The organism is Rhodococcus sp. NPDC059179, from assembly GCF_042754885.1.
Lineage (GTDB): Bacteria > Actinomycetota > Actinomycetes > Mycobacteriales > Mycobacteriaceae > Rhodococcus_G.
In genome coordinates, this window is the sequence record NZ_JBHZBV010000001.1 from 53,672 (window position 1) to 72,051 (window position 18,380).

General features: G+C 70.3%; 12 protein-coding genes. 1 reads left to right on the top strand and 11 read right to left on the bottom strand.

The window, feature by feature from the left end; all coding sequences use genetic code 11:
• Positions 1–37 precede the first annotated feature (37 nt).
• The 7 genes from ACFXMV_RS00270 to ACFXMV_RS00300 all read right to left on the bottom strand — a co-directional run bounded on the left by ACFXMV_RS00270 (position 38) and on the right by ACFXMV_RS00300 (position 8,089).
• Entirely contained in the window at positions 38–838 is an 801-nt protein-coding gene (locus tag ACFXMV_RS00270) for an SDR family oxidoreductase (RefSeq protein WP_378498482.1), read from the bottom strand.
• Positions 835–2,493, bottom strand: a complete 1,659-nt coding sequence (locus ACFXMV_RS00275) for an FAD-binding dehydrogenase (RefSeq protein WP_378498483.1) — start codon at positions 2,491–2,493, stop codon at positions 835–837. Before ACFXMV_RS00275 ends, ACFXMV_RS00270 begins: the two co-directional genes overlap by 4 nt.
• Before the next feature lie 2 nt (positions 2,494–2,495).
• Positions 2,496–3,140, bottom strand: coding sequence for a TetR/AcrR family transcriptional regulator (locus tag ACFXMV_RS00280; RefSeq protein WP_378498484.1), 645 nt, complete (start codon positions 3,138–3,140; stop codon positions 2,496–2,498).
• Positions 3,141–3,294: 154 nt separating this feature from the next.
• Complete coding sequence (locus ACFXMV_RS00285; protein WP_378498485.1) at positions 3,295–3,909, bottom strand: hypothetical protein; 615 nt, start codon at positions 3,907–3,909, stop codon at positions 3,295–3,297.
• A 59-nt stretch (positions 3,910–3,968) separates the two neighbouring features.
• A complete protein-coding gene (locus tag ACFXMV_RS00290) occupies positions 3,969–4,739 on the bottom strand; it encodes a tetratricopeptide repeat protein (protein ID WP_378498486.1) in 771 nt (256 codons plus the stop codon).
• Complete coding sequence (locus ACFXMV_RS00295; protein ID WP_378502726.1) at positions 4,736–7,774, bottom strand: tetratricopeptide repeat protein; 3,039 nt, start codon at positions 7,772–7,774, stop codon at positions 4,736–4,738. The genes ACFXMV_RS00290 and ACFXMV_RS00295 overlap by 4 nt, the downstream gene beginning before the upstream one ends.
• Before the next feature lie 15 nt (positions 7,775–7,789).
• The gene (locus tag ACFXMV_RS00300) at positions 7,790–8,089 is read right to left on the bottom strand and encodes a trypco2 family protein (protein WP_378498488.1); all 300 of its coding nucleotides are present in this window, start codon (positions 8,087–8,089) and stop codon (positions 7,790–7,792) included.
• A gap of 123 nt (positions 8,090–8,212) precedes the next feature.
• On the opposite strand from ACFXMV_RS00300, the gene ACFXMV_RS00305 reads away from it, so the two are divergent.
• Complete coding sequence (locus ACFXMV_RS00305) at positions 8,213–10,822, top strand: LuxR C-terminal-related transcriptional regulator (protein ID WP_378498489.1); 2,610 nt, start codon at positions 8,213–8,215, stop codon at positions 10,820–10,822.
• 6 nt (positions 10,823–10,828) lie between these two features.
• Here ACFXMV_RS00305 and ACFXMV_RS00310 read toward each other — a convergent pair whose 3' ends face one another.
• From ACFXMV_RS00310 to ACFXMV_RS00325, 4 genes are all read right to left on the bottom strand, one after another.
• Positions 10,829–13,324 carry a LuxR C-terminal-related transcriptional regulator gene (locus tag ACFXMV_RS00310; RefSeq protein ID WP_378498490.1) on the bottom strand — a complete coding sequence of 832 codons (2,496 nt, stop codon included), beginning with the start codon at positions 13,322–13,324 and terminating at the stop codon, positions 10,829–10,831.
• Positions 13,325–13,447: 123 nt separating this feature from the next.
• Positions 13,448–16,663, bottom strand: coding sequence for a DUF4185 domain-containing protein (locus tag ACFXMV_RS00315; protein ID WP_378502725.1), 3,216 nt, complete (start codon positions 16,661–16,663; stop codon positions 13,448–13,450).
• A gap of 140 nt (positions 16,664–16,803) precedes the next feature.
• Positions 16,804–17,115: a hypothetical protein gene (locus ACFXMV_RS00320; protein ID WP_378498492.1), complete on the bottom strand. Its 312-nt coding sequence runs from the start codon at positions 17,113–17,115 to the stop codon at positions 16,804–16,806.
• Positions 17,116–17,126: 11 nt separating this feature from the next.
• A complete protein-coding gene (locus tag ACFXMV_RS00325) occupies positions 17,127–18,374 on the bottom strand; it encodes a M43 family zinc metalloprotease (RefSeq protein ID WP_378498493.1) in 1,248 nt (415 codons plus the stop codon).
• Positions 18,375–18,380: the final 6 nt, after the last annotated feature.

Here is an 18,380-nt window from a genome sequence, read left to right on the forward strand (position 1 = left end):
CGGTCCAGTGGTTTGGTGCACCAAAGACGCTGCCGCCTCAGCGCAACCCGTGCCGCCGCGCCACCAACCTCTCCACCGCCGCACGCGGGAGCACCCGGCGCAGCGCGAAGATGAGCGGGGCGTTGCTGCCCACCGCGTAGAGCTGCTTCGGGCGGTCGGCCTCGATCGCCTTGACCACCATCTCGGCGACCTTCTGTCCGGTGATGCCGGCGCGCTCGTTGGCGTCGAGCGCGGCGATCATCGTCCGGTACTCGTCGGTGTACGGCGATCCGTCGGCGAGGTAGTGGGTGCGACGCTCGCCGATGCCGGTGCTGATCGACCCCGGCTCCACCGTCGTGACGCCGACGCCGTAGCGCGCGACCTCCCGCCGGGCCGCGGTGGCGAAGCCCTTGATCGCCGCCTTCGTGGCCACATAAGAGGATCGATAGGCCAGCGGGAAGCTGGCCAGCATCGATCCGACCATGACGACCCGCCCGTACCCCCGCGCACGCATGCCGGGCAGCACGAGCTGGGTGAGCCGGACCGCGCCGAAGACGTTGGTCTGGAAGAGCCGCTCGACCGCCTCCATCGGCAGCTCCTCGATCGGACCGCTCTGGCTCTCCCCCGCGTTGTTGACGAGCACGTCCACCTCGCCTGCCTCGGCGGCGCACGCCTCGATGCTCGCCGAGTCGGTCAGGTCGAGGGCCAGGTACTCGACGCCGGGGATGGGATCGGCGATCGAGGAGGGGTTGCGGCTCGTCCCGAACACCCGATACCCGCGGCCGACAAGGGCTTTCGCCACCGCCGCACCGATTCCGGAGGACGCCCCGGTGACCAGCGCGGTGCGCCTCCCCGTCACCCGAGGTCCCGCGCCAGCGCCCGACCAGCGGCGCGGCCGGAGAAGATGCAGCCGCCGAGGAAGGTCCCCTCCAGGGCGTTGTAGCCGTGCACCCCGCCGCCGCCGAACCCGGCGACTTCGCCTGCCGCGTAGAGCCCGGCGAAGGCCTCACCGTCGGCCCGGATCACCTGCGAGTCCAGGTTGGTCTCGAGCCCACCGAGGGTCTTGCGGGTGAGGATGTTCAGGCGCACCGCGATAAGCGGTCCGTGCTCGGGATCGAGCAGCCGGTGCGGCTTGGCGACGCGGGTGAGCTTGTCGCTGCGGTACTGCCGGGCGTTGGTGATCGCCATCAGCTGCAGGTCCTTGCCGAACTTGTTGTCGAACTGCCGATCCCGGGCGAGCACCTCCCGCTCGACCTGATCGAACTCCAGCTGCGGGCCGCGGGCGATCTTGTTCATCCCGCCGACCAGCTCGCGCAGGTTGTCGGCGACGACGAAGTCGACTCCGCGCTGCTTGAACGCCTCCACCGGGCCGGGCGCGCCCTTGGCAAGTCGGCTGCGCAGCAGCAGCTTCAGGTCCTTGCCGGTGACGTCGGGGTTCTGCTCGGAGCCCGACAGCGCGAACTCCTTCTCGATGATCGACTGGGTGAGGATGTACCAGGAGTAGTCCTGCCCCGTGGCCAGGATCGCCTTCATCGTCTGGTTGGTGTCGAAGCCGGGGAAGTTCGGCGCAGGCAACCGGTGACCGGTGGCGTCGAGCCACAGCGAGGACGGTCCCGGGATGATGCGGATGGCGTGGTTCGGCCAGATCGGATCCCAGTTGACGATGCCCTCGGTGTAGTGCCACATCCGGTCGCGGTTGACGATATTGCCGCCCGCGTTCTCGGTGATCGCGAGCATCCGGCCGTCCACGTGCGCGGGCACGCCCGAGATCATCGTCTCCGGCGCCGGGCCGACGCGGTCGGTCGGCCAGTTCTTGCGGACCAGCTCGTGGTTACCCCCGATGCCGCCGGAGGTGACGATCACCGCCTTGGCCCGGAACTCGAACTCGCCCACGGCGGTTCGTGAGGACGCCTTGCCCCGCTCCAGGTCGGTCGGCTCCAGGACGGTCCCCCGCACGCCGACGACGGCACCGTCCTCGACGATCAGGTCGTCGACCTGGTGCCGGAACTCGAAGCTCACCAGGCCCTGCTTCTCGCCCTCCAGGACGGGCTCGGCGAAGATGCGCACGACCTCCGGCCCCGTGCCCCAGGTCAGGTGGAACCGGGGCACCGAGTTGCCGTGGCCTGCCGCGCTTCCCCCGCCGCGCTCCGCCCACCCGACGGTAGGCACGACCTTGAGCCCGAGCTCACGCAGGTACTCCCGCTTCTCGGTGGCCGCGAAGTCGACGTAGGCGCGCGCCCACTGCCGCGGCCAGTGGTCCTCGCGCTCGCGGTCGAATCCGGCCGACCCCATCCAGTCCGCCAGCGCCAGCTCGTGGGAGTCCTTGATCCCCAGCCGGCGCTGCTCGGGGGAGTCCACGAAGAACAGTCCGCCGAGCGACCAGAATGCCTGTCCACCAAGGTTGTTGCGGTTCTCCTGATCGAGCACCAGCACCCGGCGTCCGGCCTTCACGAGCTCGTGGGTGGCCACCAATCCGGCCAGGCCCGCCCCCACCACGATGACATCGGCGTTCACATTCACACTTCCTCGCTGTAGTTGCGCAGCACGCTCACGAACAGGTTCGTGCGCGCCCGTCGGACGGTGTCACTTTCTGGTTCCATCAGGCATTGGACGGTGGTCCCGTCGTGCACGGCCACCAACGCCCGGCCGAGCGCTTTCGGGTCCGCTGCTCGCCGCCCGGCACCGGCCAGACCAGCCTCGACGAGCGGCAGGATGGTGGCGAGGATCGCGTTCTCTCGCGCGGCCATCACCCGCTTGAGCGACGGGTTCCGCAGGGCGTGGGCGGTGAACTCCGCGGTGATCCGGTACCACTGGTCATCGACCGGGATGGCCTCGAGCAGCGCGGCGGTCATCTCCTCGAGCGTGACGGTGCCCGGCCGCTTCGCGCGGGTCGCGGCATCGGCCTCGCGGACGTCGATGATCATCTGCGCCGATCGCTGCTCCCACATCGCGAGGAACAGCTCGTCGAGGGAGGCGAAGTTCGAGTAGAAGGCGCCCCGGGTGTAGCCGGCGCGCTCGCAGACCTGCTCCACCGTCGAGCGCCCGAAGCCCTCCTCGGCGAACACGTCCAGCGCGGCGTCGAGCAGCCGCTCGCGGGTCTGGACGCGCCGCTTCGTGACGCGCTTCGGCGTCGCGGATTCGGCCTTGCCACCGGCTCGCATCGGCCACTCCTTCCGGCATATCGCGGCTATCGAATACATGAATGCATCCGATACAGAACCGTATCAAGACACCGGCCGCCCGCGCCGGGAATCGGGGCGATGCGCCGCAGGCGAAAGCCCCCGGCAGGTCCCGGAGGCTTCCTCGGCGGTGGTCTCAGTTCCGCCGTGCTGCGCTGACGAGCATCGGCTCGCGCAGGTCGAAGTACGACACCTCCCCCATCAGCCGGCCCTCTTCCTCGAACAGCGTGCGCAGGTCGTCGGGGATCTCGATCTTCTCGTGGGCGCGCGCCTCCGCCTCGGACGTGAAATAGACGGTCTCGACGTACCCGCCGCCACCGTCGGTGGCCAGGGTTCCGCCGACGATCTCCGGCCGCAGCTCGTGCACCTGGTCGGCGCCCTGCGTCAGCAGTTCCCCCATCCGGGCCGCGTCGCTGGTGTGGCCCTCCATGATCTGCACGAAGCCCGCATCGTCCGAGCCGCCACCGAGCCACTCGGTCACGTCCGGGCAGTCCATGAACGAAACCGGACCGGAGAAGCAGCGCTCCGTCTCGGCCCACCACGCGCCCTGCTCCTGGCGCTCGCTGTTCCGGCGGGCCGCGTCCGCGGATTCGAACCTGGCCAGCACGATGAACGTCCCGTCGTCGGCCTTTCCGCAGGTCGACCCGAGATAGCCGGTCGCCCCCGGCTGCAGTTCTTCCGTCCACCGGTCCATGCACCGGCGCAGCCCCGCCTCGTCCGACACCTTTCCTTGGATTACTTGGATGAACATGATTGCCTCCTCACGGATTCAATCCTTCGCCCGCCCCACGCCGGGCGCAAGGGTCGTCCTCAGGACGCCCGCTGCTCGATGAACCGCGAGATCTCGGCCTCCGTCCGGCCCAGGTCGCGCAGATCGACGCGCAGGTACTCGACGGGCCCGGCGGCTCGGCCTCGTACGCCCGCGTCCGCGGGCGCCATGCTGCGGTAGATCCGGACGGCCTCTTCCTCGACGTCCGACGCGGGCACGGGACGCTCGAGCGCCCGCAGGCATTCGCCCATGGCTATCAAACTCTTTGCCAGAGAACGACTGTGGGCACCTGGATGATCCGTTGCCAGCACGCGCAGCAACTTCGCCGACTCGTCTGCGGCGCTCAACGCTTCCTCGGCCCTGCCCACGGCCAGCAAACGCTGGGAACGGGTCCGCAGGCATGCCGCGAGCGTGCCGGTGTGGGCCTCCGGGCCCCCGGCCACCAGTCCGCGACAGACCTCGACGGATTCGTCGATGGCTGCGACGGCCTCGTCCACCCGGCCCACCCCCGCCAGCCGGTCGGCCAGGTTGTTCAGCGACACCGCCAGCTCGGCTCCATGTGCCGCCGGGTTGGCCGCGGCCAGCGTCCGCCGCCCGCCGACCGCCTCCTCGATCGCGGTCAACGCCTCCTCGAGCCGACCCGTGTTGCCGAGCTGGACGGAGAGGTTGTGCAGCGATCTGCAGAGCCCGGGAGCATGGATCTCCGGACGAGCCGAGGCCAGAACTCGTTGCAGCCCCACCGACTCTTCGATCGCGGCAAGCGCCTCCTTGTACCTGCCGACCTCGTCGAGCTGGGCCGACAGGTTGCTCAAGGCGTTGGCAAGGGCGGGGTGGCGGCATCACGCATGGCGCCGGTGATGCCCCGGTACAGCCCAACGCTTTCCTCGATCGCGGCCAGCGCCGCCCCCGTCCTGCCGGCCCTGCCGAGCGCGTTGGACAGGTTGGTCAGCGACAGGGCAAGTCCCTCTGCGTAGACGGCCGGCCGAGCGGCGGCCAGGCGACGGTAGAGCCCGACCGACTCCTCGCTCACGGACAGCGCCTCGTCGAGTCGGCCCAGCACACTGAATCCGACGGACAGGTCGGTCAGCGACCGCGCGAACTCAGCGGTGTACGCGTCGGGACGTGTCGCGGCCAGGCTCCGGTAGCACTCGGCGGACTCACGGGCGGCGGACAGCGCCTCTTCCCGCCGACCCAAGACGAACAGGCACTGGAACCGGCCGTTGAGTGCCCGCGCGAGTTCCATCGTGTGAGCATCCGGCGCGGCGGCGATCTCGCGATAGAGCGCGACGGACTCCTCGATCGCGGTCAGCGCCTCATCCGGTCGGGCCACGGCGGCGAGGCCGGCGCCGAGGCTGCTCAGCAACGCCGCGAGCTCGGGTCCGTTGATGTCCAGGTCGAACGAGTCCAGGCCACGGTAGAGCGCGAGCGATTCCTCGTTCGCACTCAGCGCCTCATCCAGCCGCCCCATCGCCCCGAGAAAGGCCGAGAGATCGTTGAGCGAGGTGGCGAGGTCGCGGGTGCGAACCGCCGGATCGGCCACGGCCAGTTCACGGTTGAGTGCGACCGCCTCCTCGGCCGCCGCCAGCGCCTCGGCCGCCCGGCCCACCTCGGACAGCCGAAATGCGAGGTGGTTCAGCGCCACCGCCAGTTCATAATCATTGGGTGGGGTGCCGGCCGCGCCACCGCGCAGCCCCGCGACGAGTGCGGAGCCGACCTCGACCGCGAGGTCGGCGAGCAACAGGCTGTGCTTGGGCAGCAGTGCGGCGACCCGAAAGAGTTGCGCGACGGTGAAGTCGTCGACAGCCGCGGTGACGGCGTCGATCAATCGCCCGGGTCCGGCCGCCTCCGTCGCGACCTGGGCCACGACGGCCACCAGCTCCGGGCCGGCCTGACTCGTAGTGAGCACGCCGACCAACTGCGCGGTCAGCGCATCACGCACGGCGGTCCGGACGGCCGGGTTCGACATCGTTCGAGCGAGCACGGTCAGCGCCTGATACCGCTGGCCGTCACTGGCCGAGCTCAGCACGGCTGGCAACAGCCCCGGATCGTCGACCAGCGTGGTCGCGGCAAGGTGCTCGCCGACCCGATCGGGTTGAAGCCCACCCCACACGCGCCCAGGCGAGGCCGGGTACAGGTCGCTCAACCAGTCGGCCACCGCAATCAGCGCATTCTCGGGCTGTCCACGCAGGCTGGTCAGAGCCGCCAGCACTGCCCTACCCTCCGCGGCGGTCCTGGCCCCGCACATCGTCGCCGCCGTGACCGCTTGCGCGAGCGCGGTCCGCTCGAGGTTCAGCCAGCCGGGTGCGGTTGTCCGCCAGTACTTCTCTTCGTGTTGGTCGAGCAGGAACTGCTCGAGCTCACCGAACGATCTCGGCTGGGCGTGATCCGACTCGAGAAGCCACAGGAGCGCGGCCAGCTGCAGGGCCAACGGATTGCCGTATTGCTCCTCCGCCAGATCGCCGGTGGCGGCCCGGGCAGCGCGAGCCGCCCAGTTCACCCCCGGGTCGGCGCCGATCCGGGACAGCTGCGCGGCAAACGCATTCACCGCCATCCCGAACGCGCGCGATCGGTCCCGAGGTGCCTCGTCGAGCGGAGGCAGTTCCATCGACTCGCCGACGGCTCCGCCCAGGTTGCGCGCCAAGCCCTCCCACCAGTCGCCCGCGGAACGCGCCAGGAGCAGCACCCGGGCAGGCGCGCCGTCACCGGCATACAGCTCGTTCAACAACTCCGTGATCTGTTCGGTGCGGGTCTCCGCGTAGTCGACCACCACGAGCACCGGCTCTGCCGTATGGGCGAACCGATCCAGCGGCACCTCCGGCTCCGACGCCGCGCTGACGAGAAATCCGGCGACCCAGCGGCTTTCATCGCTGTCGCCGGACTCCGGTCGACCGGCGACCATGTCCACGAGCCTGCGTGCGAGCCGCGTCTTGCCCCGCCCACCGGGACCCACGACGAGCCGGACATCCACCGCCGCAGCGGAGTCGGTGCACCAGTCGGTCAGGTTGGCGAGCAGTTGGGCGCGGCCGTGGAACTCCACGGCCTCGTAGTCCGCGCGCAGCAGCATCGCAGGCGAGATCCGGGCACCGCGCCGCTGCCGTACCCGGGTTTCGTCCTCCACCGTGAGCAACAGCTGTTCGAGTTCCACCGACTCGGTGCGCAGCGGGACCCCGTGCTCGCCGAGTACCGCGCGCACGCCGTCGTCGGCGATGAATCGACAGGCCGGGATGCTGGTCAACTGCTGGTGACCGAAACCCTTGGTGTCGATGACCAGAACCGCGGTCAGCAACCCGCCGCAGAACACGCCTGCCCCGGACGAGCCCGACCACGGTGACAGGTGCGGATCCTGCGGGTCGGTGACCGGCACGCCGGAGGCAACGGTGATGTCGTGTCGCCCGGAAACCAATCCGGTCCCCGGATTGATTGCGCCGCTGATGTGTTGGGATTCCCGGGTTCCGTCCGGGTCGCGCAGCACCCTGGGGAACCCGGTTGCCTCGCAGGGCACCCCGGGCGATCTGCCGGTCAGCCGGCCCCACCGGACCGGGACCAGATTCGGCGGCTGCCATGCCGGGTCCGTGATCTCCAGCAGCGCGACGTCCAGATCTGCGGGGCCGGTGCCGGGGTGAAACCGGTCCGGCCACCGCACCCGCGCAGTGCTCAGCGTGGCCGATCCCGGGTAGCCCGCGGCCACCTGGGTCAGTGCGCGCCCCGATGCTCCGTCGAAGACGACGTGCGCCGCAGTCAGCGCGAGACGTGGCGCGATCAGGGTGGCAGAGCCGATCGTGACGTGTTCGCGGTCGGCAAGATCGGCTCGCACCAGCAGAACGCGCTCTCGCGGCACCCCTGCCATTGCTCGTCCACTTTCTCAGCGTCGCGGCTCGACGTCGCCCACCCGTAGCGGACCGCCTGCGACGTCCAACGGCGTCAGCTCGATCGTGACCTTCTGCGTGGTCTCGGTCCCGCGTCCCGCGCTGACTCCCGCGTCGACCACCCAGAACCGAATGCCTGCCTTGCCCTCGGCCTCCTGCCTGGTCATCAGGGTGAATTCCACGGTCACCGAACCCACCTCGATCGGCAGACGCGGGTCGCGGCCCTCGCGCGCGATCGTCAGCTGGTCCCGAAAGGCCGCCAGGAAATCAGCGAGAGGTATCGCGTTCGCGTTCATCTGAACCCCTGTCGATATCGCCATCGTCCGTCCGACGCGGCCAGGAAGTCACGAGTAGCCGACTACTCGATTTCTGCCGCTCGGGCCGGTCCATCGCCGCCCGGACGGACTAGAATCTTGCGTGTGAACCTGGCCTGGCCGGTGATCGAACGGCGAGCGGCGTCGACCGCGATCGCCGAAGCCTTGGGATCGACCGATGGATCCCGCGGCGTTCTCGTCGAGGGCCTCGCAGGTACCGGAAAAACCACCCTGATCACGGACTACGCTGCCAGCCTTCGACGCCCGGTCCGGCGGATCACCGGCACGGCGGTCGCCAAGGGCAGGCCGTTCGGGGTCCTGCCCCACGGCGTCAACGCGTCTCCTCGTTCGGACCGAGCCCTGTGGAACCTGGCGGCGATGCTGTCGGATGCGCGCCGCAGCCTCGGCGCGGAACTGTCGGACGGCACGATCGTCGTCGACGACGCCCATCTGCTCGACCCGCTGTCCGCGACCCTGCTCAACCAGCTCGCGACCGGCGACTGCCCGACGCTGGTGGTGGCGATCCGGACAGGCGAGCCAACCCCGGACGCGATCACCGCGCTCTGGAAGGACCGCGGACTGGCCCGGGTCACCCTCGGCTGTTTCGATCGCTCCGAGACCGAGTCCGTGCTGACCTCCGCGCTCTGTGGGCCGGTGGAGAGCCGGACGGTCGATCGCATCGCGGCGACGACCATGGGCAATCCCCTGTACCTTCGCCACCTGGTCGAGGGCTCGCTCGCCGCCGGTCGCCTGCGCCAAGACGCCGGGATCTGGCGGCTGTGCGGCGAGCCCGCCGTCACCCTCGAACTGGCACTGCTGCTGCACCACCGGTGCGTTCACGCACCACCGGCCGCCCGTCAGGTCGTCGCGCTGGTCGCCTTCGGGGAACCCCTCGCGCTGGCGGTGCTGGGCGACCTGACCGGCCAGGAATCGATGCTGGCTGCCGAGCGGGCCGGGCTGGTCCGCTTCGGTAGGGAGGGTTCGACGCTGGTGGCGCGGCTGGCGCACCCGTTCCTCGGCGACGTGGTCCGCAGGAGCCTCGACGCAGCCGCGGCCCGCCGGATCCGGGGCGAGTTGGCCGCCCGCCTCGCCGGTGCCGCCGAACCCGCCGCGCGCGTCCGCGCCGCGGAACTCTCCCTGCGCAGCGACCGGCGAGCCTGCGCCCGCGCGCTCACCACGGCGGCGGCCGACGCCGTCACGCTCTGCGCGTTCGACAGGGCGGACGGATTGTCCCTGGCCGCGACCGCCGACGGCGGCGGTTTCCAGGCGGAACTGGTCCGCGCCACCACCCTGGCGGGGACGGACCGGGGCGGGGAGGCGGAGGGACTCCTGTCCGCGCTGAAACCCGAGGGCAGGGCCGAGCCGGAACTCGTCCGGTTGGCCGTGCTGCGGGCCGAGAACCTGTTCTGGAACCTGGGCGCAGGCGATCGCGCGACGGGCATCCTGGGCACTGCCCGCGCGCGGGTCACCACGCCAGAGGGCCTCGACTGCCTGGACGCCGCGCGCGCTGCCATCGACCTCTGCCTGGGGCACACCACCACCGCGGTAGCGGTCGCCGACCGGATCCGCCACGCAGCAGGCGCGCCGCCCGCGGCACTGATGTGGGCGGCGAGCGCCGGCTGTCTCGCGTTGAGCATGATGGGACGCGGGGACGAAGTGCCGCGATGGGCATGCGAGACGGCCGGGCTCGCCCAATGGGACACGTCCGTCCTGCGATTCGCCGTCGGACACGGCGAGATCCTGTCGCTCATCTACACCGGCCAGTTCGACAGGGCCGAGAGCTGCGCACAGCGCTACCTGGAAATGGCACGAAACCACGATGTCACGTGGTTCGGCATGAGCTCGGTGCTCGGAAAGCTCGATCTGGCCAGGGGGCGGCTGGCCGAGGGCCTGCAGAGGTTGGACGAGGCGGCCTCGGCGCTCGAACGGTCAAGCCCGCAGTGGCGAGTGCTCGCCAATCTGCTTCTGTCCCAATGCCTTGCCCTGTCGGGGCGACGAGTCGACGGGATCGCCGCCGCCGAGCGCGCAGAGGACTCGTTCGGCGAGAACACGATGCACTATCGGGCCGACCTCGGCATCACACGGGCATGGCTCGCGGCCGCGTCGGGCGACCTCGGTCGCGCGATCGGACTGGCACGTCTGGCCGCGGACCACGCGAGCGAACTCGGGCTGCTCGCGGTCGCTGCCGAGGCGATGCACACTGCCGTCCGGTTTGGTGACCGCGCCTGCGGCGCACGGTTGACAGCGCTGGCGAAGGCGGTGGACGGCAGCCTGATCACCCCGATGGCCGCTCAGGCAGTTGCCGCCGAGACGTCTGACGGGGACGGCTTGCTCTCTGCTGCAGCACAGTTCGATCGCCTGGGCTCGCGGCTGCTGGCGGCGGACGCCTATGCCCAGTCCGCTGCGGCCTACCGGCGAACGGGCAATCGGCGCGCCGAACTGCGAGCGTCCACCCGGGCGTACACACTTGCGCGTCTGTGCGGCGACGCACGCACTCCCGCGATCCTCGCAGCCGCCGCGCCACTGCCGCTGACCTCGCGGGAGCACGAGGTCGCCGTGCTGGCCGCCGCCAAGCTGACGAACCACGAGATCGCCGATCGGCTGGCGGTGTCGACGCGCACCGTCGAGGGGCACATCTATCACATCTACATGAAGCTCGAGGTGCCCGATCGCGAGGCGCTGGCCGACACGATTCTCATGGAGACCGCTCCGTAACGCTCGTCAATCCTCCCGACATGGGATGTCCACCAGAGCTTCTCGGTCGACGGCATCGAGCTTCGCGAGCAGGCGGTGCACGTGCCCCTCCACCGTGCGCACGGACAGCGTCAGCCGCTGCGCGATCTCCCGATTCGTCATGCCCGTGGCGACGAGAGCCGCGACGACGCGTTCCCGGCTCGTCAGCGCCATCGGGTTCTCCAGCAGGCTCAGCGCCGGGGTGCGCGCCCCTGCGCACTCGGCGGCGAGCCGACGTGCCGTCGCCGCGGAACGTTGTTCGTCGCGTTCGGCGCCGCTCCTCCGATGCGCCAACGCGGCCTGCGCCGCGGCATCGGCGGCAAGGAGGTTCGCGGACATGGTCTCGAACTCGGCTGCAGCACCGTCTAATCCGTGACCGTCGTGAGTCTGCCACGCCTGCGCCTGCACGGCCGCGACGCGGACGAAGCGGCCGTCGACCAGGCCCGCGAGGCGGCGGAGCCTGCCGGTTGCCGACCGGTCCCCGAACCGGACGGCGGTGTGCAGCGCCATCGCCTCGATCCCGAACATCGAACCCGCCCTGGCGAGCGTTGCCGCCCCGCGGGCCACCTTGACCGCCTCGCGATGTTCCCCCCTCGCCGCGACGATCCACGCCCTCGCGTGCATCAGATCCGGTCCGAACGACGCGAGATGTTCGCCGAAGGACTCCTCCGCGCAATCGAGGGCTTCAATCGCCTGCTCGACCCGCCCCTGCGCGCCGAGCGCCTGGCACAGCCCGATCGCGCACAAGACGACCCACATTCGCGGGCCGCCGTTGACCGCGGCCGCCCGGCCCCGCCGAAACTGGTCCTCCGCCTCGACCACCCGGCCCACTGCCAGGTGCGCGAGCCCGTGGATGTATCCCTCCACCACCCACCTCGACCGCCCGGGCGGGGTCGCGGTCGCATAGCGCGCCAGCATCTCGTCGATCCCGGAGAGGTTGCCGGACAGGGCGGCCGCCGACACCTCGGCCACACCGATCTGCATGCGCCCCAACAGGAACCCGGTGCTCGTCGCCGCCGCCAGGCCGCGTGCCGCGACCTCCGGCACCTCGTCGGCGTGACCGGCCCTGGCCAGGGCGAGCCCGCCGGTCGATGCGGCGAAGCCCAGGGCCAGGGCCGAGCTCCCCTCGGCCCCGAACAGCGTTCGCGTCGACTCGATCGCGCGCGGCACGTTGTTCGCGAAGAAGTCGAACGTCACGTCCGCCGAGGCCAACACATCCAGCCCGTCGCGGCTGGTCGCGTGCTGCCGCAGCCCATCCAGCTCCGACCTGGCCGCGGCCTGCCGGTTGTCGAAGAAGTAGGTGGTCGAACGCCACAGCCCCCAGGCCAGATGCTCGTACTCGGGCATCTCCCGGGGGTCGAACGAGGCGAGCAGCGCATCGGCCTCCTCGGACCGGCCCTGCCAGGTCATGGCCCGCGCGAGGACCACCGCCGCCCGCGGCCCGCAGCCGGCGTCCAGGGCCGCCTGCGCCAGGCGTTCCGCCAACGGGTAATCGCACAGCGCGAGTGCGCGTTCGGCCGCATCGGCCAGGAGTTCGGCATCCAGGTCGGCGTCGCCGTCAAGCGCGAGCGTCGCCATCCGAAGCTCCTCACCGACCGTCGGGTCCTCCGCGAGCGCGCGCACCAACCGGCCCCGCAGGCTGCGCGAGGCCAGCGGGGCCGTCCGTTCGCGGAGCACCTCGCCCACGATGGGGTGGGACAGCCGCGCGACGCGTCGGCTCCCGTTCGGACCGATCCGCAGGTGCCCGCTCCGGTGCGCCGCCGTGACCGCAGTGCGCGACGAGGCGCGGCGGAGCACCTCCACGTCGAGATCGCCCGCGAAGGCCAGCAGCCGCAACACGTCCATCACGACCGGCTCCGCGGTGGACAGTCGAGACTCGAGCAGCGTGGCGAGCTCGTCGGTCACCACCGGGCGGTCCCTGAGCTGCCAGACGCCACCGACCTGGAACAACAACCCCGAGTCCCAGGAACCCTCGAGTAGATGCCTCAGGTACAGCGGATTGCCCTCCGACGCCTCCCACATCCACTCCGCGCTGACCCGGTCCAGCGGCCCGTCGAGCGCGGACTCGAGCACCCGCTCGGCCTCGGGTCGGGTGAACGCGACGAGATCGATGCGCTCGAGCAGCCCATCGCCGAGCAGCGCGGGGCCAGGGCCGGTTTCGCCGCTGCCGAGGGTCACGACCAGGTGGGCGCTGCCGTCCAGGGCGAGCCGCCGGACCAGGGCCCCGGACAGCGGGTCGAGCAGGTCGGCGTCGTCCACGACGATCGTGGTGTCGGCGCCGCGGCCGCCGAGGGCGGAGCAGGCGTTCTCGAGCGCCGTCGCCGCGTCGGGGGCCGCGTCGATCTCGATCAGGTGGGCGAAGGCGCCGAGCGGAATCCGGCGCGTCGACTCGCAGCCGACGGCCCAGAGGCTGGTGGCACGTGCCCGCGATGCGATGGTTCGCGCCAGCGTCGTCTTCCCCACCCCGGCGGGACCGACGATCACAACTCCACGCGAGGATCCTCGGGGGGAGGCACCGATCTCGTCCCCCCGCGGGATCAATGGCCACCGAAGGACCATAGGGGGATTGTAGGCGCGGCCCCTTCCTACCGGGGATCTTGCGCGGAATCAGTGGCCACCCGGGGACCGGGTCGGGACCATGTGCACGCGACCACCATGGCTACTGGCGACCGCCCCGTCATCACGGAACCCGGAGACGCTCGAGACCGGGATCTTGAACTGCAGCACGCGGTACGGCCACCCCGCGTCCGGGCCGTCGGTCTTCCACTGACTGAGCAGGATGTGGAAGCCCCCGTCCAGCTTCGAGCCGGGGATGATCGACGGACCGTAGAGCTGCGCGACCGCGTCGTCGCCCTCCTGGCCCCAGCCGACACCCCGGATGGGCGTGCTCTTGTGCGCCTCGTAGAGGTTGTCGGTGATGTTGCGGAAGACCCGGACGTCGATGTCGTACCCGCCGACGTTGGAGGAGTCGAAGTTGACGAACACCCATTCGCCCTGGATTCGGCGCAGGCACATCTCGCCGAACTTGTCCGCCGACCCCACACCCTCCAGCACCGGGGTGGGTTCGTTGCCCCAACCCCAGGCGCCGTCACGCCAGCCCCAGCCCTCGTACGCACCCGGGTCCGCGATCCGCTCGGCCCGGACGCGGCGAATGATCAGCGGCTTGTCGCGCTGGAAGCCGGTGGAGAACACGTAGACCCAGCCGTCCTCGGCGACGTCCCACGTCCACAGCTGGGCGAGCCCACGGTGCAGTCCGGCATCGAACTTGGCGCCCGAGTGCCGCCAGGTGTTGCCGTCGTCGGTCGACTTCCAGATCTCGGTCCACACCACGTTCCCCAGGCCCTTGTTCACCATGACGTGCAGGTACATCGTGTCGCCGACGGTGATGACGTCGGAGGGCAGCACGGTGGAGAACACGGGATTGTCGTGCGGGTAGTCCCAGAGCTGACGGGCATAGCCGGGGTCGCCGCCCGCCGCCTCGCTCCAGACGATCCCGTCGTCCAGGATCTTGGTGTCGGAGAACAGGCCCACCGGCGAGCGCCAGTCGCCGTCACCGACGCGCGGCCCGCGGAAGGTGTCCCCGAACACCGCCAGGATCCGCCCTGACGGGGTGCGCGCCATCACGCCGAGATCGGTTGCCGCCATGCCGAATCGGTCGGTCAGCCCCGGACCGGTGGCGTCCCTGATCTTCCTCGACCGATGCACCTTCGGCCCCGGGTCGATCGGCGCCGACAGCATCCGCGGCTGGGGCGCGGGCATCCGCCACCCGTTCCGGATCACCTCGTGCCACTCGCCCTCGCGGACGAAGCCGGTGACGGGCCAGCCCCACAGCTGCTGCATGCGGGTGGCCGCGTCCTTGGTGGCGTTGTCGTAGATGGCCGATCCGGGCACCCCGATCGCCTCCTGCCAGCGCCTGAGCCCGTCCTTCGACGCCTGCGGCTCGTTGCCATAGGTGTTCGACCACGATTCGGTGGGACCGTCCAGCGGCCCCCAGTAGTGACCGGCAGGCAGCGGGAAGCGGTCCGGATCCTCCTTGATCCCCGCGTACCGCTTCGCCGCGGCGAGCACCACGTCGTACGGGAAGGTGTCGGGTACGTCCCAGTGCGTCCCGTCCTTGAATCCCTTGAGCGCCACCGAACCGTAGGTGTAGTTGTTGTGGCTGCTCACACCCCGAAGGTTCGCCCCGACCCCGCCGATGTCCACGCGCTCGATCGGCACGTCGTAGTCCCTTGCGACGCCTGCGATGACGAACGCCACCATGTCGAGCTTCTTCTGGTGTGCGAGCCACTGCTCGCGGGTCTTGGGTCGTTCCTCGCGGTTCGGGTTCGGCCCGCTCCAGGATTCGACGGTGCCCGAGGTGCCCACCATCGCTATCTGGACGCTGACGCGGTTGTCGCTGAGCACGCCCCACGCGGTGTTCTTCGTGGTGACGGTGTTGATGATGTGTTCGTCGTCGATCAGGTAGTGGTAGCTGCCGTCCTGCTGGCGGGCCTGGTAGTCGGCGACGTTCTCGGCGCGGGTGGTCCACTCCTGATTTTCCGTGGTGTGCAGATAGATTCGCAGGTAGGCGCCGTGACCGGCGTCGTAGCCGGGACCGCCGTACCACGCGATCGGGTAACCGCCCGGCGCCGCGACGGACGCCGGGGCCGCGGGCGTCGGGCTCGGCGCGACGAAGGACACGGGGGCAGGTTCGACGGCGGGACCCGGTTCGACCGCGGGAGCAGGCACCGGCACGGCCACCGAATCCCACTGGCCGAACGGCTCCTTCAGGATGCGGTTGCGGTCGATGCCGACCCCGCCGACCGTCTGCTGGTCGATCTCGAACTGATGCAGGTGCGCGGCGGGATGCACGCGACCCGCGCTGCCCCAGTTGTGCATCCAGAAGTAGCTGCCGATGCCGTCGCGCAGCGCCCAGTCGATGGTCGGATAGTTGCAGTACACGCCCATCCGGGCCTTGCCGAGGCGGTCCTGCCATGCCTGCAGGTAGGGGCGCACCAGGGTGTTCCACTGGTCCTCGCTCGGCGAGGCATCCACCGACACGTAGATCACCGCGGTGTCCGGACCGCCTGCCTCGCGGTGCAGTGTCAGGCCGCGCTCGGCATCGCGACGGCCCTGCTCGGCGCCGCCGAGCCAGTCGGACTTGCCGAACTGGAAGTTGGAGACCACGACCATCCCCCTGGCACGGAGGTCGTCGGCCTCCTGCCTGCGCAGGGGTTTGCCGATCATCCATCCCGCGCGCGGATCGGAGATGTAGCGGATGGCCCCGACGAACCCGCCCGCCTGGATCTGCTGCGCGCTCGGGACACCGGCAGAGAAGTCCACCAACAGCTTCCCGACCAGCGAGGCCTGACCGTTGCCCGTCGTCGCCTCGCGCGGATCGACGGCGCCGGAGAGCCACATGGCGTTGGGATCGAGGTCCGGCCCACCGAAGCGGCCGGGCGCACCGAACGTCTCGAAATGCAGATGAGGTCCGCTGGAGCCGCCCTCGTTGCCGACCTCGGCGATCTTCTGACCCGCGTGCACGATGTCCCCGAACTTCCACTGCCGCCCGGTGTCCGGGTTGACGAAGGACGACGGCGGGGTGTGCCCGAAGGTGAAGTCCAACCCGCACTGGTCCTGTGCGTCGATGACGAGCCAGGACCCGTAACCCTGTGGGTCGTCGTTGATCCCGACGTGCGCGATGGTGCCGTCGGTGGGCGCGTAGATCGGCGTGCCGGTGTCCGCGGCGATGTCCACTCCGCGATGGTCCGGCCGGTCGGGGGTCCGGTAGCCGCTGCTTTCGCCCGAGAAGGTTCCGCGGGCCAGGGGGTGGTAGCGAATCATGGTTGCCTCGCCGGTGAGGTGGAATCGAGTACCAGTCGATTCTCCCGGCCTGCGCGAAGGGTCGTCATGCGTAGTCGGCTACCCGATTCGGGTAAGACGGATGACGGACAACGGCGCACCTCGCCTCCCTCGTGGACCGGTCATGGCGCTCCCCCGATCTCCAGCTCGAGCCGGTCCGCCTCGTGCTGGACGATCCGCACCACGCGGCGCTCCCCCGCCCCGGTCATCAACTCGAGGCTCTCGTCCTCCGCGCCCGACACCCAGCGGCCCTCGCGGGCCTCGTTGGCGTCCCCCCGGCCTATCGCCCAGTCCACGTACGAGCCGTCCGGCCGGAACTCGATTCCGTCCCGGCCGCGGGCCCGCGGGAAGTCGAACCCGACGGGCCGGTAGACCCGGATCCCGTCGTGGTCCTCCTCGAAGGAATGCCCCCACCGGCCGCACAGATCCGTCACAACTCCCCCATCTACGTGGAGGCCGACATTTCCGATGGCGCGTCCGCCACCTCGCCGTTTCCCGCATGCCAGGCGGTGCGCGCCGCCCGCTCCGGTCGGCCGAGCGATTCCCAGCCGTCCTGGGAGGGGCGCCACCCGGACCCGTCCCACCACTTGTGGTGCACGGCGCCGTCCGCCCCCGTCACGAACACGTCCATCCGGCCGGAACCGGTGGAGACCACCGTCGGCTGACCCACGACGCCCACGGTGTCGGCGTCCGCCGACTGCACCCCGGCGACCGGGACCTCGCCGGCCGGCATCTCCGCACGGGGGACCGCCGGTTCCGGCTCGTGCAGCTCGGTCCACAACTGCCTGCGGGCACCGTCCAGGCACGCCGTCATCCGGGCGACCTGGCCCTTGGTGAACATCACCATCCCCGCGTCGCTGGTGTAGTCCATGTAGTCCATGAACAGGTCCCCGTTGGGGCCGTTGTTGCAGGTGACGCTCGGGAAGGTCGGGACGCCGCCGTTGGAACCGGCCTGGTTGGGTGTGTCGTCGACCTCGTCGCTGCCGCGGCAGCCGGTGCCGTCGTCACCCCAGATATGAAAGAGATTGAGGTAGTGACCGATCTCGTGGGTGGTGGTGCGACCGAGGTTGAACGGGGCCGCCGCGGTGCCCACGGTCCCGAAGCCGGTGTGCGTGACCACGACGCCGTCGGTCGCGAGCGGACCACCGGGGAACTGCGCGTAACCGAGCAGCCCACCCGCGAGCTGGCAGACCCAGATGTTCAGGTAGCGCTCGGCGGGCCACGCGGTGGCCCCGCCGCTCTCGACGAACTTGACGCCGTCGCCCTGGTCGAACGCCGCGACGTTCGTCGAGGTCCGGGTGACGCCGGTCGACGGCCGCCCCAGCGGATCGGCGGTGGCGAGGAAGAACTCGAGCTGCGCATCGCCGACCAGTTCCTCGAAGACGGCGGGCACCGTCGAGACGTCCGCGTTGACGGCACGGAAATCCTGGTTGAGCACCTCGATCTGGCTCGCGATCTGCGCGTCGGAGATGTTCTGCTCCGCGGTGTGCGCCACCACGTGCACGACCACCGGGATCCGTGCGACACCGCGGGCCGCGGCCGCGCCGGTCGACTCCAGCTCGATCGTCTGATTCTCGATCTCCGCGCGCGCTATCCGGTAGGACTCCGATTCCGTCAGCAGCCTCCGGTGTACATCCATCGCTCCGCACTGTCGGCGAGTCGGCAGTTCGACACTTGCGTCGTTGCTGGTCATGGCGAT

What these genes read in the sequence shown, in the direction of transcription:
- ACFXMV_RS00280 (WP_378498484.1), bottom strand. Translation starts at nt 3,140, where the DNA reads ATGCGAGCCGGTGGCAAGGCCGAATCCGCGACGCCGAAGCGCGTCACG.
- ACFXMV_RS00285 (WP_378498485.1), bottom strand. Translation starts at nt 3,909, where the DNA reads ATGTTCATCCAAGTAATCCAAGGAAAGGTGTCGGACGAGGCGGGGCTG.
- ACFXMV_RS00295 (WP_378502726.1), bottom strand. Translation starts at nt 7,774, where the DNA reads ATGGCAGGGGTGCCGCGAGAGCGCGTTCTGCTGGTGCGAGCCGATCTT.
- ACFXMV_RS00300 (WP_378498488.1), bottom strand. Translation starts at nt 8,089, where the DNA reads ATGAACGCGAACGCGATACCTCTCGCTGATTTCCTGGCGGCCTTTCGG.
- ACFXMV_RS00315 (WP_378502725.1), bottom strand. Translation starts at nt 16,663, where the DNA reads ATGATTCGCTACCACCCCCTGGCCCGCGGAACCTTCTCGGGCGAAAGC.
- ACFXMV_RS00325 (WP_378498493.1), bottom strand. Translation starts at nt 18,374, where the DNA reads ATGACCAGCAACGACGCAAGTGTCGAACTGCCGACTCGCCGACAGTGC.